The following is a 14,254-nucleotide window of genomic DNA, read 5'->3' on the forward strand; positions in this document are numbered from 1 at the left end:
CTGTTTCTTGGGCTGCGATTTAAAGAGCGGGAGTATACCAGTTTCGGTCCTGCGCACGCCCCCTGGAGCCTTATGCCACGCTGCTTTTGGTGTACCGAAGATCCGCTGTACATGGCTTATCACGATCAGGAGTGGGGCACGCCGCTACGCGATGCGCAGGGTTTGTTCGAGTTGCTTTTGCTCGAAGGGTTCCAGGCCGGGCTTTCCTGGATCACTGTGTTGCGCAAACGAGAGCGTTATCGCGAGGTGCTGTTTGGCTTCGACGTGCAGCGTGTGGCACAGATGAGCGACGCGGAAATCGATGAATTGATGCTCGATCCGGGGATCATCCGCAATCGCCTCAAACTCAATGCCGCCCGGCGCAATGCCCAAGCCTGGCTGGCGCTGGAGGACCCGGTGGCGTTTCTCTGGTCGTTCGTCGGCGGAGCGCCGGTGATCAATCATTTCAAGGATCGCAGTGAAGTGCCGGCCGTGACACCGGTTGCCGTCGAGATGAGCAAAGGCCTGAAAAAAGCCGGATTCACGTTCGTCGGCCCGACCATTTGTTACGCGTTGATGCAGGCCTCGGGCATGGTCATGGACCACACCCGGGATTGCGATCGCTACGCCACCTTGGCGAACGGCGGTTAGAATAGCCGCCTCGCGCACAGCACAAGATCAGGAGTGACCTGTGGATAAGTTGAAAGGCGCCTTGCTGGTAGGCGCTCTGCGTCTGTTTGCCCTGCTTCCTTGGCGGGCAGTGCAGGCGGTGGGTTCAGCAATTGGCTGGATCATGTGGAAAACCCCCAACCGTTCCCGTGACGTGGTACGGATCAACCTCGCCAAGTGCTTTCCGCAAATGGACCCGGCCGAACGCGAGCGTTTAGTCGGACAGAGCCTGAAAGACATCGGCAAGTCCCTGACCGAGAGCGCCTGCGCATGGATCTGGCCGGCTCAGCGTTCCATCGACCTGGTGCGCGAAGTCGAAGGTCTCGATGTGCTTAAAGACGCCCTCGCCTCCGGCAAAGGTGTGGTCGGCATCACCAGCCACCTGGGCAACTGGGAAGTGTTGAACCACTTCTATTGCAACCAGTGCAAACCGATCATTTTCTACCGTCCGCCCAAGCTCAAGGCGGTGGATGAGTTGCTGCGCAAGCAGCGGGTGCAATTGGGTAACCGGGTGGCCGCTTCCACCAAGGAAGGCATTCTCAGCGTGATCAAGGAAGTGCGCAAAGGGGGGGCAGTGGGCATTCCGGCTGACCCGGAACCGGCCGAATCCGCCGGGATCTTCGTGCCGTTCTTCGCCACTCAGGCCCTGACCAGCAAATTCGTGCCGAACATGCTGGCCGGCGGCAAAGCGGTCGGTGTGTTCCTGCATGCCCTGCGACTACCGGACGGTTCGGGTTACAAAGTGATCCTCGAAGCCGCCCCGGAGGCTATGTACAGCACCGATACCGAAACCTCCTGTGCGGCGATGAGCCAAGTGGTCGAGCGCTATGTGCGGGCTTATCCGAGCCAGTACATGTGGAGCATGAAGCGCTTCAAGAAGCGTCCGCCAGGCGAAGAACGCTGGTACTGATGCTGCTGTGGATAATCCCCGGTAAAAATCAAAAGATCGCAAGCTTCGCCAGCGCCTACAAAAGGCGCGGCGTACACCCCGTAGGAGCTGCCGCAGGCTGCGATCTTTTGATCTTTGTCCTGCGTGACTTCTGATCAGTGCGCCTGACGCTCAAGCTTTTTCAAAAACACCATCATCTCCTTCTCGGCCTGCTTGTCGCCATGGTTGCGGGCGGCTTCCAGGCCCTGTTCCCAGGCCTGACGTGCCGCCGCGTAATCCGCCAGCGCCAGATGGGCCTTGCCCAATAGCTTCCAGGCCGCCGAATACTTCGGATCGAACTCGACGCAGCGCTGGAAATGCTCTGCAGCCTTGGCATTTTCACCCAGATCCAGATAACCCTTGCCCAGGCCGAAGCGCAGCAGCGAGTTATCCACACCCTTGGCGAGCATTTTTTCCAGGGATTCGATCATTGATGACACCTTTGGTTTTTGGGTGAGTTCGAAATCGCTTTCGCGGGCAAGCCTCGCTCCTACAATGGATCACGCATGACCCGTAGGAGCGAGGCTTGCCCGCGAAGAGGCCCATCCAGCCACTGCAAGTTCCGGATCAGAAGAAGCTCAACCCCACATGGAACAGCTTTTCCACATCCCGAATATGCTTCTTATCCACAAGGAACAGAATCACATGGTCGCCAGCTTCGATCACTGTATTGTCGTGGGCGATGATCACTTCTTCATCACGGATGATCGCGCCAATGGTGGTCCCTGGTGGCAGGCCAATATTCTCAATGGCCTTGCCGATCACCTTGCTTGACTTTTCATCACCGTGAGCGATGGCCTCAATGGCTTCCGCCGCACCTCGACGCAATGAGTGCACGCTGACGATATCGCCGCGCCGCACGTGAGCCAGCAAGGTGCCGATGGTCGCCAATTGCGGGCTGATGGCGATGTCGATGTCGCCACCCTGGATCAGGTCGACGTAAGCCGGGTTGTTGATGATCGTCATCACCTTCTTCGCGCCCAGGCGCTTGGCCAGTAGCGACGACATGATGTTGGCTTCGTCGTCGTTGGTCAGCGCCAGGAAGATATCGGCGTCGGCGATGTTCTCCTCGATCAGCAGGTCGCGGTCGGAGGCACTGCCCTGCAACACCACGGTGCTGTCGAGGGTGTCCGAGAGATGGCGGCAGCGGGCCGGGTTCATCTCGATGATCTTCACCTGATAACGGCTTTCGATGGCCTCGGCCAAGCGCTCGCCAATCTGCCCGCCGCCAGCGATGACGATACGTTTGTAGCTCTCATCGAGGCGGCGCATTTCGCTCATCACCGCGCGAATATTCGCTTTGGCGGCGATGAAAAATACTTCATCGTCGGCCTCGATCACCGTATCGCCCTGGGGCAGGATCGGCCGGTCACGACGGAAAATCGCCGCAACGCGGGTTTCGACGTTCGGCATGTGTTCACGCAACTGGCGCAATTGCTGACCCACCAACGGACCGCCGTAATAGGCTTTCACTGCCACCAGTTGCGCCTTGCCTTCGGCGAAGTCGATTACCTGCAACGCACCCGGATGCTGGATCAGGCGCTTGATGTAGTTGGTAACGACTTGCTCCGGACTGATCAATACGTCGACCGGAATCGCTTCGTTATCGAAGAGTTCGGTGCGGGTCAGGTACGCGGCTTCGCGGACCCGGGCGATCTTGGTCGGTGTGTGGAACAAGGTGTGAGCGACCTGACAGGCCACCATGTTGGTTTCGTCACTGTTGGTCACTGCAACCAACATGTCGGCGTCGTCGGCACCGGCCTGACGCAGGATGGTCGGCAGCGAACCGCGACCCTGCACGGTGCGGATGTCCAGCCGATCGCCGAGGTCACGCAGGCGTTCGCCATCGGTGTCGACCACGGTGATGTCGTTGGCCTCGCTGGCCAAGTGTTCCGCCAGCGAACCGCCGACCTGCCCTGCGCCGAGGATGATGATTTTCATCCAGTCACTCCCTTAAAACTGGTTAACCGCGCGCGGCGGCAATCTTGATCAGCTTGGCGTAGTAGAACCCGTCGTGGCCGCCTTCCTGGGCCAGTAATTGGCGACCATGGGGCTGCTTGATGCCGGCCTGACTGGCGATGTCGAGTTCACGGGCACCCGGTGTGCGAGCGAGGAACGCTTCGATGACATCGGTGTTCTCGGTCGGCAGCGTGGAGCAGGTGGCGTAAAGCAGAATGCCGCCCACTTCCAACGTTATCCACATGGCATCGAGTAGCTCGCCCTGAAGCACCGCCAGCGCGGCGATGTCATCGGGTTGGCGGGTCAGTTTGATGTCCGGGTGACGACGGATCACCCCGGTGGCCGAGCACGGCGCGTCCAGCAGAATGCGTTGGAATGGCTTGCCGTCCCACCAGCTCGCGGTGTCGCGGCCGTCGGCGGCGATCAGTTCGGCGCTCAGGCCCAGGCGTGCAAGGTTTTCCCGCACCCGCACCAGACGTTTGGCTTCCAGATCCACAGCCACCACGCCAGCCAGTTTGGGCTCGGCCTCAAGGATGTGGCAGGTCTTGCCGCCCGGTGCGCAGCAGGCGTCCAGCACCCGTTGGCCTGGCGCCAGGTCCAGCAGATCGGCAGCCAGTTGCGCGGCTTCGTCCTGCACGCTGATCCAGCCTTCGGCGAAACCCGGCAAGCTGCGCACGTCGGCCGCTGCGTCGAGGATGATGCCGTCCTGACTGTAAATGCACGGCGTGGCAGCGATGCCCGCTTCAGTCAGCAACCCGAGATAAGCATCGCGGGTGTGATGGCGACGGTTGACTCGCAAAATCATCGGCGGGTGAGCGTTGTTTGCCGCGCAAATGGCTTCCCACTGCTCGGGCCAGAAGGCTTTGAGGGATTTTTGCAGCCAGCGCGGGTGAGCGGTGCGCACCACCGGGTCGTGCTCCAGCTCGGCCAGCAGCGCTTCGCTTTCCCGTTGGGCGCGGCGCAAAACGGCGTTGAGCAAGGCTTTGGCCCACGGCTTTTTCAGTTTGTCGGCGCAACCGACGGTTTCACCGATGGCCGCGTGGGCCGGAACCCTGGTATAGAGCAGTTGGTAGAGACCGACCAACAACAGCGCCTCGACATCGGCATCAGCTGCCTTGAACGGCTTTTGCAGCAACTTGACCGCCAACGCCGACAAACGTGGCTGCCAGCGAGCCGTGCCGAACGCCAGGTCCTGGGTGAAGCCGCGATCGCGGTCTTCGACCTTGTCCATTTGCGTCGGCAGAGAACTGTTGAGTGAGGCTTTTCCGTTAAGAACAGCAGCAAGTGCCTTGGCGGCAGCCAGACGTGGATTCATTGAGCGTCCGCCGCTTGACCGAGAACGGTGCCGACGGCGAATTTCTCACGACGGCTGTTGAACAAGTCGCTGAAGTTCAGCGCCTTGCCGCCGGGCAATTGCAGACGGGTCAGGCACAGCGCCTGTTCACCGCAGGCGACGACCAGGCCGTCCTTGCTGGCGCTGAGGATTTCACCCGGCGCGCCCTGCCCTTCGGCCAGGCTCGCAGCCAACACTTTCAGCGCTTCGCCGTTCAGCGTGCTGTGGGTGATCGGCCAAGGGTTGAAAGCACGAACCAGACGCTCCAGCTCAACCGCCGGGCGGCTCCAGTCAATGCGTGCTTCGTCCTTGTTCAATTTGTGTGCGTAGGTGGCGAGGCTGTCGTCCTGCACTTCGCCTTCCAGAGTGCCTGCAGCCAGGCCAGCAATCGCCTGCACCACGGCCGGTGGGCCCATCTCTGCGAGGCGATCATGGAGGCTGCCGCCGGTGTCTTCTGCGCTGATCGGCGTGGTGACTTTGAGCAACATCGGCCCGGTATCCAGACCCAGTTCCATACGCATCACGGTCACGCCGCTTTCGCTATCGCCCGCCTCAACGGCACGCTGGATCGGCGCCGCACCGCGCCAGCGTGGCAGCAATGAAGCGTGGCTGTTGATGCAACCCAGGCGCGGAATATCCAGCACCACTTGCGGCAGGATCAGGCCGTAGGCGACCACCACCAGCAAATCCGGTTTCAGTGCGGCGAGTTCAGCCTGAGCGTCTTCGTTGCGCAGGGTTGGAGGTTGCAACACCTGGATGTTGTGCTCCAGCGCCAACTGCTTGACCGGGCTCGGCATCAGCTTCTGCCCACGGCCTGCCGGACGGTCCGGTTGGGTGTAGACCGCAACAATCTCGTAAGGACTGTCGAGCAGAGCCTTGAGGTGTTCGGCGGCGAATTCCGGGGTACCGGCAAAGACAATGCGCAGTGGCTCAGTCATGGGAAGCTCTCAATTACAAAGCAGTCGCAAAAGAAAAAGGCTTGCCGCGGCAAGCCTTTGAAAGAAGGGCATCAAGCGTTCTGGCGATGGAGCTTTTCCAGTTTCTTCTTGATCCGGTCGCGTTTGAGCGTGGACAGGTAATCAACGAACAATTTGCCGTTGAGGTGGTCGCATTCATGCTGGATGCATACCGCAAGCAGGCCTTCGGCGATCAGTTCGTACGGTTGGCCGTCGCGATCCTGGGCCTTGATTTTGACCTTTTGCGGGCGATCGACGTTTTCGTAGAAGCCCGGCACCGAGAGGCAGCCTTCCTGGTACTGGTCCACCTCGTCAGTCAGGACTTCGAACTCGGGGTTGATGAACACTCGCGGTTCGCTGCGGTCTTCGGAGAGGTCCATTACGACGATACGTTTGTGCACGTTGACCTGGGTCGCGGCGAGGCCGATGCCTGGCGCTTCATACATTGTTTCAAACATGTCATCGACCAACTGACGCACTTCGTCGTCCACTACAGCCACTGGTTTGGCGATAGTGCGCAGGCGCGAGTCGGGGAATTCGAGGATGTCTAAAATGGCCATAAGCTCAATTGCTGCACGTGTGAGGTAAAGTCGGGTCGATGGCCTGGCGAGTCCGAGGATGCAGGCTACCGTTGTGAACGTAGCTTCCCGCTTTTCAATAATGAGCCGGAAGCGAGCCACGAGGGCTCTGGCGTTTCACGCGAACGTACATAATAAAGGGATTCACCGCATGAGGAAATCACTACTCGCCTTGCTCCTTCTGGCCTCGGCCGGTTTTGCGCACGGGCAAGTGCAACTCAGGGAAGGTTTTCCACAGCAATACACCGTGGTGGCAGGGGACACACTCTGGGACATTTCCGCCAAATACCTGCGTGAGCCATGGGAGTGGCCGCAGCTTTGGCAGGCCAATCCACAGATCGAAAACCCCAATCTCATCTATCCGGGCGATACGCTGTCGCTGGTCTATGTCAACGGTCAGCCACGCCTGACCCTCAATCGCGGCGCTTCCCGGGGCACCATCAAGCTTTCGCCACGAATCCGCAGCTCGCCGGTGGCCGATGCCATTCCGAGCATTCCGCTGAAATCGATCAACAGCTTTCTGCTGAGCAATCGCATCGTCGACAAGGCAGAGGATTTCGACAAGGCGCCCTATATCGTCGCCGGCGATGCCGAACGGGTGCTCAGTGGCACCGGTGATCGAATATTCGCGCGTGGCCATTTCGACCCGGCACAACCGGTGTACGGCATCTTCCGTCAGGGCAAGGTCTACACCGATCCGCAGAGCAAGGAGTTTCTGGGGATCAACGCCGACGACATCGGTGGCGGCGAGATCATTGCCACTGAAGGCGACGTCGCCACCCTGGCCCTGCAACGCACCACTCAGGAAGTGCGACTCGGCGACCGCTTGTTTGGCGGTGAAGAACGCTCGATCAATTCGACCTTCATGCCCAGTGCCCCGACAACCGAAATCAACGGCTTGATCATTGATGTGCCGCGAGGGGTCACCCAGATCGGCGCGCTGGATGTCGTCACGCTGAACAAGGGGCAGCGCGATGGCCTGGCCGAAGGCAATGTGCTGGTGGTGATGAAAACCGGTGAAACCGTGCGTGACCGGATCACCGGCCAGCCATTGAAAATTCCCGACGAGCGGGCCGGTTTGCTGATGGTCTTTCGCACGTACGACAAGCTCAGCTACGGGCTTGTCCTTAACGCATCGCGCTCCTTGGCGGTGATGGACAAGGTGCGAAATCCCTAAGCCTGCTCACAAGTTACCAACAGAGTTATCCACAGCTTATTCCCAATTCGATGGGACTCTATAACGATCAAGGATGATCTATGTCGCTGTCTGCCTGTACGTCCATTTCCCCTGCGGAACTGGAAGCTCGTTTACGCCTGCACCGTTTGCCGGGACTCGGCCCTGCGCGTTTCAAGAAGTTGCTAGAGGCCTTCGGCTCTGCCTCCAAAGCCATCAGCGCACCGGCTAGCGCCTGGCGTGCATTGGGCCTGCCACTCGCCTGCGCGGAAGCCCGGCGCTCCAGCGAAATTCGTGACGGCGCCAGTCATGCATTAGCCTGGTTAGAGCGCCCGGGCCAGCATTTACTGATGTGGGACCAACCTGACTACCCCGCGTTGCTGGCGCAAATCAGCGATGCGCCGCCGCTGTTATTCGTCGCGGGCGATCCGGTAATTCTGGAAAAACCACAGCTGGCGATGGTCGGCAGCCGCCGTGCTTCGCGACCGGGCATGGACACCGCCGCCGCGTTTTCCCGCACGCTGGCCGGCGCCGGTTTTGTCATCACCAGCGGTCTGGCCCTGGGCATCGATGCTGCCGCGCATCAGGCGGCTCTGGACGTTGGCGGGCAAACGGTCGGCGTACTTGGCACGGGGCTGGAAAATTTTTATCCACAGCGCAATCGGCGACTGGCGGACGCCATGATTGCCTCGGGAAGCGCGGTCCTTTCGGAGTTCCCGCTGGACGCCGGCCCTTCCCCCAGCAACTTCCCCCGGCGCAATCGAATCATCAGCGGTTTGTCCCTCGGCGTGCTCGTGGTCGAGGCGAGTGTTGCCAGTGGTTCGTTGATCACTGCAAGACTGGCGGCGGAACAGGGGCGTGAGGTGTATGCGATTCCAGGGTCGATCCATCACCCCGGGGCAAAGGGTTGCCATCAGTTGATTCGCGACGGTGCGGTGCTGGTGGAAACCATCGAGCATATCCTCGAAGCCTTGCGCGGCTGGCAAAGGCTGCCGTTATCGCCGCAAACGCCGCAGACGACAGAGACTCATCCGCTGCTCATATTGCTCCACGCGGCGCCCCATACCAGCGAAGCCTTGGCGATCACCAGCGGCTGGGCATTGTCGAAAGTGTTGGCAGCGCTGACGGAACTGGAAATGGACGGCCGTGCGGTCTGTGAAAGTGGCCGCTGGCTTGCACGGGGACGCTAGGTTTTGCATGGAAGATCGGTAAACTGCCCAGAGCCTTATTCCGGAGAGTCTTTCATGGTTAACAGTTGGCGTGTGCAACAAGCCGCACGAGAAGTTCGCGCCGGGGCGGTCATTGCCTATCCAACCGAAGCTGTCTGGGGCCTGGGTTGTGACCCGTGGAACGAAGAGGCGGTGGATCGTCTGCTGCTGATCAAGGGACGGTCTGTGGATAAAGGTCTGATTCTGGTGGCCGACAATATTCGCCAGTTCGACTTCCTCTTTGAAGACTTCCCTGAATTGTGGATGGACCGCATGGCCAGCACCTGGCCGGGCCCCAACACCTGGCTGGTGCCGCATCAGAATATGTTGCCCCAGTGGATTACCGGTGTGCATGAAACGGTGGCGTTGCGGGTTAGCGATCACCCATTGGTGCGGGATTTGTGTGCGTTGGTCGGGCCGTTGGTTTCAACCTCGGCCAACCCTCAGGGGCGGCCGGCGGCGCGGACGCGGCTTCGCGTGGAGCAGTATTTCCGCGGGCAGCTTGATTGGGTGCTGGGCGGCAATCTGGGTGGGCGCAAGAATCCGAGCGTGATTCGTGATCTGGCGACCGGCCACGTTGTGCGCCCGGATTAAGACCTGTGGTGGCCCCATTCGCGAGCAAGCCCGCTCCCACAGTAGATTTTCAGTGAACACAGGCTTTGTGTTCGACATTGATCCAGTGTGGGAGCGGGCTTGCTCGCGAAGAGGCCCTTACAGGCAGCACAAATCTCAGGGCAATAAAACCGTCGAGCCAGTCGTACGCCGCGCCGACAATTCGGTCTGTGCTTTGGCCGCTTCAGCCAATGGATACCGCTGACTGATGTCCACCGTAAGCTTCCCGCTGATGATCATCTCGAACAGCTCATCGGCCATGCTTTGCAGGTTTTCAGCGTTGTTGGCGTAGGTCGCCAGGGTTGGCCGGGTCACGTACAGCGAACCCTTCCCCGCGAGAATCCCCAGATTCACTCCGTCCACTGCGCCTGATGCATTACCGAAACTCACCACCAGCCCCCGAGGCGCGACGCTGTCGAGCGATGTCAGCCAGGTATCTTTGCCTACACCGTCGTACACCACCGGCACTTTTTTACCATCAGTCAATTCCAGCACCCGTTGTGCGACGTTTTCATGGCTGTAATCGATGGTCGCCCAGGCACCCTTGGCTTTCGCCAGGGCGGCTTTCTCTGCTGAACTGACCGTGCCAATCAGCTTCACGCCCAAGGCCTTGGCCCATTGGCAGGCCAGGGAACCGACGCCTCCGGCTGCTGCGTGGAACAGAATGGTTTCGCCACCCTTGAGTTCATACGTCTGACGCAGCAAGTACTGCACGGTCAGGCCTTTGAGCATCACGCCGGCGGCTTGTTCGAAGCTGATGGCATCTGGCAGATGTACCAGATTGGCTTCCGGCAATACATGAACGTCGCTATAAGCACCCAATGGGCCGCTGCCGTACGCCACGCGATCGCCGATCTTGAAGCGGCTGACTTCGCTGCCGACTGCTTCGACCACACCCGCACCTTCAGCACCCAAGCCTGACGGCAAGGCGGGTGGCGCATAGAGGCCACCGCGGTAATAGGTGTCGATGAAGTTCAGGCCGATAGCCTTGTTGGTCACGCGCACCTGCAGCGGGCCGGGTTCGGCGGGCTGGTAATCGACATGCTCAAGCACTTCGGGACCGCCATGGGCGCGGAACTGGATACGCTTTGCCATCTGCACTTTCCTTAGGTCTTGGATTCTAGAGTTGTAGCGCGAAGCGTTCTATCGAACTCCCAAGCTTGATCTTCGTCAACTGCGACGGCACAAGGTGCAGTGTTATCCTACGCAGCAATTTGCCGCCGGCCTGTATGAGCGCCGCGTAGCTTTGCCCGATTCAAGGTGATGCCATGACTACCCGCACCGAGGCCGTAAAAGCCTACCTGCTCGACCTGCAAGACCGCATTTGCGCTGCCCTGGAAGCTGAAGACGGCGGCGCGCGTTTCGTCGAAGACGCCTGGACCCGGCCTGCCGGTGGTGGCGGTCGCACCCGGGTGATCGAAAACGGCGCGGTCATTGAAAAAGGCGGCGTCAACTTTTCCCACGTCTTTGGCAGCGGTCTCCCACCCTCCGCCAGCGCTCATCGGCCAGAACTGGCCGGCCGAGGCTTCGAAGCCTTGGGCGTGTCTTTGGTGATTCACCCGCACAACCCCCATGTACCGACGTCCCACGCCAATGTGCGCTTTTTCATCGCTGAAAAAGAAGGTGAAGAGCCGGTCTGGTGGTTCGGTGGCGGCTTCGACCTGACCCCTTATTACGGTAATGAAGAAGATTGCGTGCACTGGCACCGCGTCGCCGAACAGGCCTGCGCGCCGTTCGGGCCAGACGTCTACCCGCGCTACAAAGCCTGGTGCGACAGTTACTTCCACATCAAGCATCGCCACGAGCCGCGTGGCATCGGCGGCCTGTTTTTCGATGACTTGAACGAGTGGGACTTCGACACCAGCTTCGCCTTCATGCGCGCCATCGGCGATGCGTTTATCGACGCTTACCTGCCGATCGTGCAGCGCCGCAAGAACGATGCGTTCACGGCCAAACAGCGTGAGTTCCAGGAGTTTCGCCGTGGCCGTTACGTCGAGTTCAATCTGGTCTATGACCGCGGCACGCTGTTCGGCCTGCAATCGGGCGGGCGTACCGAGTCGATCCTGATGTCGCTGCCACCGCAAGTGCGCTGGGCCTACGACTGGAAAGCCGAGCCGGGCAGTGAAGAAGCGCGCCTGACCGAGTACTTCCTGCAAGACCGCGATTGGTTGGCCAAGGCCTGATCCCAGGGTTTGAGTTTTTGCATCGTCGGGGCTGTAGTCAAGATCGCAGCCTTCGGCAGCTCCTACGGTTGAGGAATGTAGATGGATCGTTACGTCGTATTCGGTAACCCGATTGGCCACAGCAAGTCGCCGCTGATCCACCGTCTGTTCGCCGAGCAGACAGGGCAAAAACTGGACTACAGCACTTTGCTGGCGCCCCTCGATGATTTTTCCGGCTGTGCCCAGGCATTTTTCCGCGAAGGGCGTGGGGCGAATGTGACGGTGCCGTTCAAGGAAGACGCCTATCGTTTGGCGAACAGCTTGACCAAGCGGGCGCAGCGGGCCGGCGCAGTGAATACCCTGAGCAAACTGGCCGATGGCAGTTTGCTGGGCGACAACACCGATGGCGCCGGGCTGGTGCGGGATCTGACGGTCAATGCCGGTTTCAGTCTCAAGGGTAAACGCATCCTGCTGCTCGGGGCCGGCGGTGCGGTGCGCGGGGCTCTGGAGCCGCTGCTGGCGGAGCAACCGGCGTCAGTGATCATCGCCAACCGTACGGTGGAAAAAGCCGAATTGCTGGCGCAATTGTTCGCGGATCTGGGGCCGGTGTCGGCCAGTGGCTTCGATTGGTTGCTGGAACCGGTGGACCTGATCATCAACGCAACGTCTGCCAGTCTGTCAGGCGATGTACCGCCGATTGCCAGCAGTTTGATCGAGCCGGGCAAGACGGTTTGCTACGACATGATGTACGGCAAAGACCCGACCTCGTTCTGCCGCTGGGCCAGTGAACATGGGGCTGCCGTGTCGATGGATGGCTTGGGTATGTTGGCCGAGCAGGCGGCGGAAGCTTTCTACCTGTGGCGCGGTGTGCGCCCGGATACGGCGCCGGTGCTGGCCGAGCTCCGACGCCAGCTAGCCGCGTAACCCCTGTAGGAGCGAGGCTTGCCCGCGAAGAACGATGATGCGGTATGCCTGAATCACCGCGGCGCTCCCTTCGCGGGCAAGCCTCGCTCCTACAGGGGGCTGTGTTTCAATCTTCGAATCGGATCGGGCATTTCTCTGCGCCTTCGAGCTTTCTCAATTCCTCCACCACCTGCGGTCGTGCCCGCCGCAGGGTCAGGCTGCGATCCTGGCGCAGCAGTCGTCGCGCTTCCTGATGCAGCATTTCCACGCCCGAATAGTCGATGAAGTTGATCTGCTGCGCCTCGATCACCACCCGCGCACCGTGCATCCGTTGCAGGCGCACTTGCAGGTAATGGCTGGCGCCGAAGAAGATCGAGCCGCCAACTCTTAGAATGTCTTCGTCGCCCTCACGCCAATGCTGCACCCGAGGTTGCGAGGTGCGTTTGAGGTAGAAGAACAGCGAAGCCAGCACTCCAGCGTAGATCGCTGTTTGCAACTCCAGCAACAGCGTCGCGACACAGGTCAGCGCCATGACCAGAAACTCGGCACGGCTGACCCGCAGCAAGGCGCGAATGCCGCGATGGTCAACCAATCCCCAGGCGATCAACAAAATGCTGCCGGCCATGGCCGGGATCGGGATGTGCGCGATCAATACCGCGCCGAAGATGGCGAACAGCGCCACCCACACCGCGGAAAAAACGCCCGCCAGCGGTGAGCAGGCACCGGCGTCGTAGCTCAGGGCCGAGCGGGTGAAGGAACCGGCTGACAGCGAGCCGGAAAAAAACGCACCGACCATGTTCGAAAAACCCTGGGCGCGGACTTCTTGATTGGCGTCGAGCAACTGCTGGGAACGCGCCGACAAGGAGCGGGCAATCGACAGGCTCGTCACCAGCCCGAGCATGCCGACCGCTACCGCGCTGGGCAGCAGGCGCAACACCAGGTCCAGATCCAGCGGCAGCGGGCTGAAGGGCGGCAGCCGTCCGACAAAGGCGCTGACCAACTGCACATGGCCGAACATCGCTGGCCATAGCCACACCAGCGATCCGCTCAAGGCCAGAGCGATCAACAGCGTCGGCCAGCGCGGCACCAGCAGCTTCAACGCGATGCCCACCCCGACCGTGGCCAGGCCCAGTACCAGCGAGGGTTTGTCCACCTCACTGAGATGACTGAACAGCAGCAGCAGGCTGTTCAGCGCCGTGGCCTGGTTGGGCACATCCAGCCCCAGCAAGTTCGGCAGTTGCCCAATGGCAATCACCACCGCTGCGCCAAGGGTGAAGCCCAGCACCACCGAGTGAGAGACGAAGTTCACCAAGGCGCCGAAACGCAGCAAACCCAGCAGCCACTGGAAAATGCCCGCCAGGAGTGTCAGAAGCAGGATCAGCGTGACGTAGTCCTGCGACCCGGGGACGGCCAGAGGACTGATGCTGGCATACAGGACGATGGAAATGGCCGCCGTAGGACCGCAGATCAAATGCCACGACGAACCCCAGAGGCAGGCGATCAGCACCGGGATAATCGCGGCGTACAACCCGTATTCCGGTGGGAGACCGGCGATCAGGGCGTAGGCAATCGATTGTGGCAACGCGAGAATCGCGCCGCTCAGGCCGACAATCAGGTCACGGCCGACGCTGGCGCGGGTTTGCCGGGGCAACCAGGTCAGGAAGGGGAAGAGTGAATGACGGCTGGGGAAGGCCATGGGTCCTCTCGGGTGGGATTTTGCGCAAGGGTAGCAGGACCGACGCGGATCGTTCTCACTGTGGGAGCGGGCTTGCTCGCGAATGCGGGTGTCAGTC

The 14,254-nt window shown here is 60.6% G+C and carries 14 protein-coding genes; 7 read left to right on the top strand and 7 right to left on the bottom strand.

The features are described from left to right. Positions 1–72: 72 nt before the first annotated feature. Together tag and ACIPLA_RS13775 are read left to right on the top strand one after the other, a co-directional pair. Entirely contained in the window at positions 73–630 is a 558-nt protein-coding gene (gene tag / locus ACIPLA_RS13770) for a DNA-3-methyladenine glycosylase I (RefSeq protein WP_063342022.1), read from the top strand. A gap of 40 nt (positions 631–670) precedes the next feature. After that, positions 671–1,558: a lysophospholipid acyltransferase gene (locus ACIPLA_RS13775; protein WP_008007909.1), complete on the top strand. Its 888-nt coding sequence runs from the start codon at positions 671–673 to the stop codon at positions 1,556–1,558. A 134-nt stretch (positions 1,559–1,692) separates the two neighbouring features. Here the strand turns inward: ACIPLA_RS13775 and ACIPLA_RS13780 are convergent, their stop codons facing one another. The 5 genes from ACIPLA_RS13780 to def form a co-directional block, all read right to left on the bottom strand. After that, on the bottom strand, positions 1,693–2,007 hold the full coding sequence (locus ACIPLA_RS13780; RefSeq protein ID WP_007902954.1) for a tetratricopeptide repeat protein: 315 nt from the start codon (positions 2,005–2,007) through the stop codon (positions 1,693–1,695). Between the two features lie 136 nt (positions 2,008–2,143). Then, on the bottom strand, positions 2,144–3,517 hold the full coding sequence (gene trkA / locus ACIPLA_RS13785; protein WP_218395720.1) for a Trk system potassium transporter TrkA: 1,374 nt from the start codon (positions 3,515–3,517) through the stop codon (positions 2,144–2,146). A gap of 22 nt (positions 3,518–3,539) precedes the next feature. Continuing rightward, on the bottom strand, positions 3,540–4,850 hold the full coding sequence (rsmB, locus tag ACIPLA_RS13790) for a 16S rRNA (cytosine(967)-C(5))-methyltransferase RsmB (protein WP_218395722.1): 1,311 nt from the start codon (positions 4,848–4,850) through the stop codon (positions 3,540–3,542). Then, positions 4,847–5,806, bottom strand: a complete 960-nt coding sequence (fmt, locus tag ACIPLA_RS13795; protein WP_192345193.1) for a methionyl-tRNA formyltransferase — start codon at positions 5,804–5,806, stop codon at positions 4,847–4,849. Before fmt ends, rsmB begins: the two co-directional genes overlap by 4 nt. Before the next feature lie 71 nt (positions 5,807–5,877). Beyond that, positions 5,878–6,384 (bottom strand): peptide deformylase, encoded by a 507-nt coding sequence (gene def / locus ACIPLA_RS13800; protein ID WP_007902944.1) that lies wholly within the window; start codon positions 6,382–6,384, stop codon positions 5,878–5,880. Positions 6,385–6,553: 169 nt separating this feature from the next. Here def and ACIPLA_RS13805 point away from each other — a divergent pair, with 169 nt between their 5' ends. The 3 genes from ACIPLA_RS13805 (at position 6,554) to ACIPLA_RS13815 (ending at position 9,378) form a co-directional block, all read left to right on the top strand. Then, complete coding sequence (locus ACIPLA_RS13805) at positions 6,554–7,579, top strand: LysM peptidoglycan-binding domain-containing protein (protein WP_063342017.1); 1,026 nt, start codon at positions 6,554–6,556, stop codon at positions 7,577–7,579. A gap of 80 nt (positions 7,580–7,659) precedes the next feature. Then, the gene (dprA, locus tag ACIPLA_RS13810; protein WP_401173598.1) at positions 7,660–8,766 is read left to right on the top strand and encodes a DNA-processing protein DprA; all 1,107 of its coding nucleotides are present in this window, start codon (positions 7,660–7,662) and stop codon (positions 8,764–8,766) included. Between the two features lie 54 nt (positions 8,767–8,820). Further along, positions 8,821–9,378, top strand: coding sequence for an L-threonylcarbamoyladenylate synthase (locus tag ACIPLA_RS13815; RefSeq protein ID WP_218395727.1), 558 nt, complete (start codon positions 8,821–8,823; stop codon positions 9,376–9,378). A 135-nt stretch (positions 9,379–9,513) separates the two neighbouring features. Here ACIPLA_RS13815 and ACIPLA_RS13820 read toward each other — a convergent pair whose 3' ends face one another. Continuing rightward, positions 9,514–10,491 (bottom strand): NADPH:quinone reductase, encoded by a 978-nt coding sequence (locus ACIPLA_RS13820; RefSeq protein ID WP_401173601.1) that lies wholly within the window; start codon positions 10,489–10,491, stop codon positions 9,514–9,516. 173 nt (positions 10,492–10,664) lie between these two features. Here ACIPLA_RS13820 and hemF point away from each other — a divergent pair, with 173 nt between their 5' ends. Both hemF and aroE read left to right on the top strand, forming a co-directional pair. Beyond that, a complete protein-coding gene (gene hemF / locus ACIPLA_RS13825) occupies positions 10,665–11,579 on the top strand; it encodes an oxygen-dependent coproporphyrinogen oxidase (RefSeq protein WP_007902928.1) in 915 nt (304 codons plus the stop codon). Positions 11,580–11,660: 81 nt separating this feature from the next. After that, positions 11,661–12,482: a shikimate dehydrogenase gene (aroE, locus tag ACIPLA_RS13830; RefSeq protein WP_401173602.1), complete on the top strand. Its 822-nt coding sequence runs from the start codon at positions 11,661–11,663 to the stop codon at positions 12,480–12,482. Between the two features lie 106 nt (positions 12,483–12,588). Here aroE and ACIPLA_RS13835 read toward each other — a convergent pair whose 3' ends face one another. Continuing rightward, positions 12,589–14,157 (bottom strand): SulP family inorganic anion transporter, encoded by a 1,569-nt coding sequence (locus ACIPLA_RS13835; protein WP_218395733.1) that lies wholly within the window; start codon positions 14,155–14,157, stop codon positions 12,589–12,591. Positions 14,158–14,254: the final 97 nt, after the last annotated feature.

It is taken from the genome of Pseudomonas sp. NPDC086112, from assembly GCF_044746425.1.
In the GTDB taxonomy this organism is placed as follows: Bacteria; Pseudomonadota; Gammaproteobacteria; order Pseudomonadales; family Pseudomonadaceae; genus Aquipseudomonas.

Coding starts and splice junctions, on each gene's coding strand:
- tag (WP_063342022.1), top strand. CDS start 73: ATGCCACGCTGCTTTTGGTGTACCGAAGATCCGCTGTACATGGCTTAT.
- ACIPLA_RS13780 (WP_007902954.1), bottom strand. CDS start 2,007: ATGATCGAATCCCTGGAAAAAATGCTCGCCAAGGGTGTGGATAACTCG.
- trkA (WP_218395720.1), bottom strand. CDS start 3,517: ATGAAAATCATCATCCTCGGCGCAGGGCAGGTCGGCGGTTCGCTGGCG.
- rsmB (WP_218395722.1), bottom strand. CDS start 4,850: ATGAATCCACGTCTGGCTGCCGCCAAGGCACTTGCTGCTGTTCTTAAC.
- fmt (WP_192345193.1), bottom strand. CDS start 5,806: ATGACTGAGCCACTGCGCATTGTCTTTGCCGGTACCCCGGAATTCGCC.
- def (WP_007902944.1), bottom strand. CDS start 6,384: ATGGCCATTTTAGACATCCTCGAATTCCCCGACTCGCGCCTGCGCACT.
- ACIPLA_RS13805 (WP_063342017.1), top strand. CDS start 6,554: ATGAGGAAATCACTACTCGCCTTGCTCCTTCTGGCCTCGGCCGGTTTT.
- dprA (WP_401173598.1), top strand. CDS start 7,660: ATGTCGCTGTCTGCCTGTACGTCCATTTCCCCTGCGGAACTGGAAGCT.
- ACIPLA_RS13815 (WP_218395727.1), top strand. CDS start 8,821: ATGGTTAACAGTTGGCGTGTGCAACAAGCCGCACGAGAAGTTCGCGCC.
- ACIPLA_RS13820 (WP_401173601.1), bottom strand. CDS start 10,491: ATGGCAAAGCGTATCCAGTTCCGCGCCCATGGCGGTCCCGAAGTGCTT.
- hemF (WP_007902928.1), top strand. CDS start 10,665: ATGACTACCCGCACCGAGGCCGTAAAAGCCTACCTGCTCGACCTGCAA.
- aroE (WP_401173602.1), top strand. CDS start 11,661: ATGGATCGTTACGTCGTATTCGGTAACCCGATTGGCCACAGCAAGTCG.
- ACIPLA_RS13835 (WP_218395733.1), bottom strand. CDS start 14,157: ATGGCCTTCCCCAGCCGTCATTCACTCTTCCCCTTCCTGACCTGGTTG.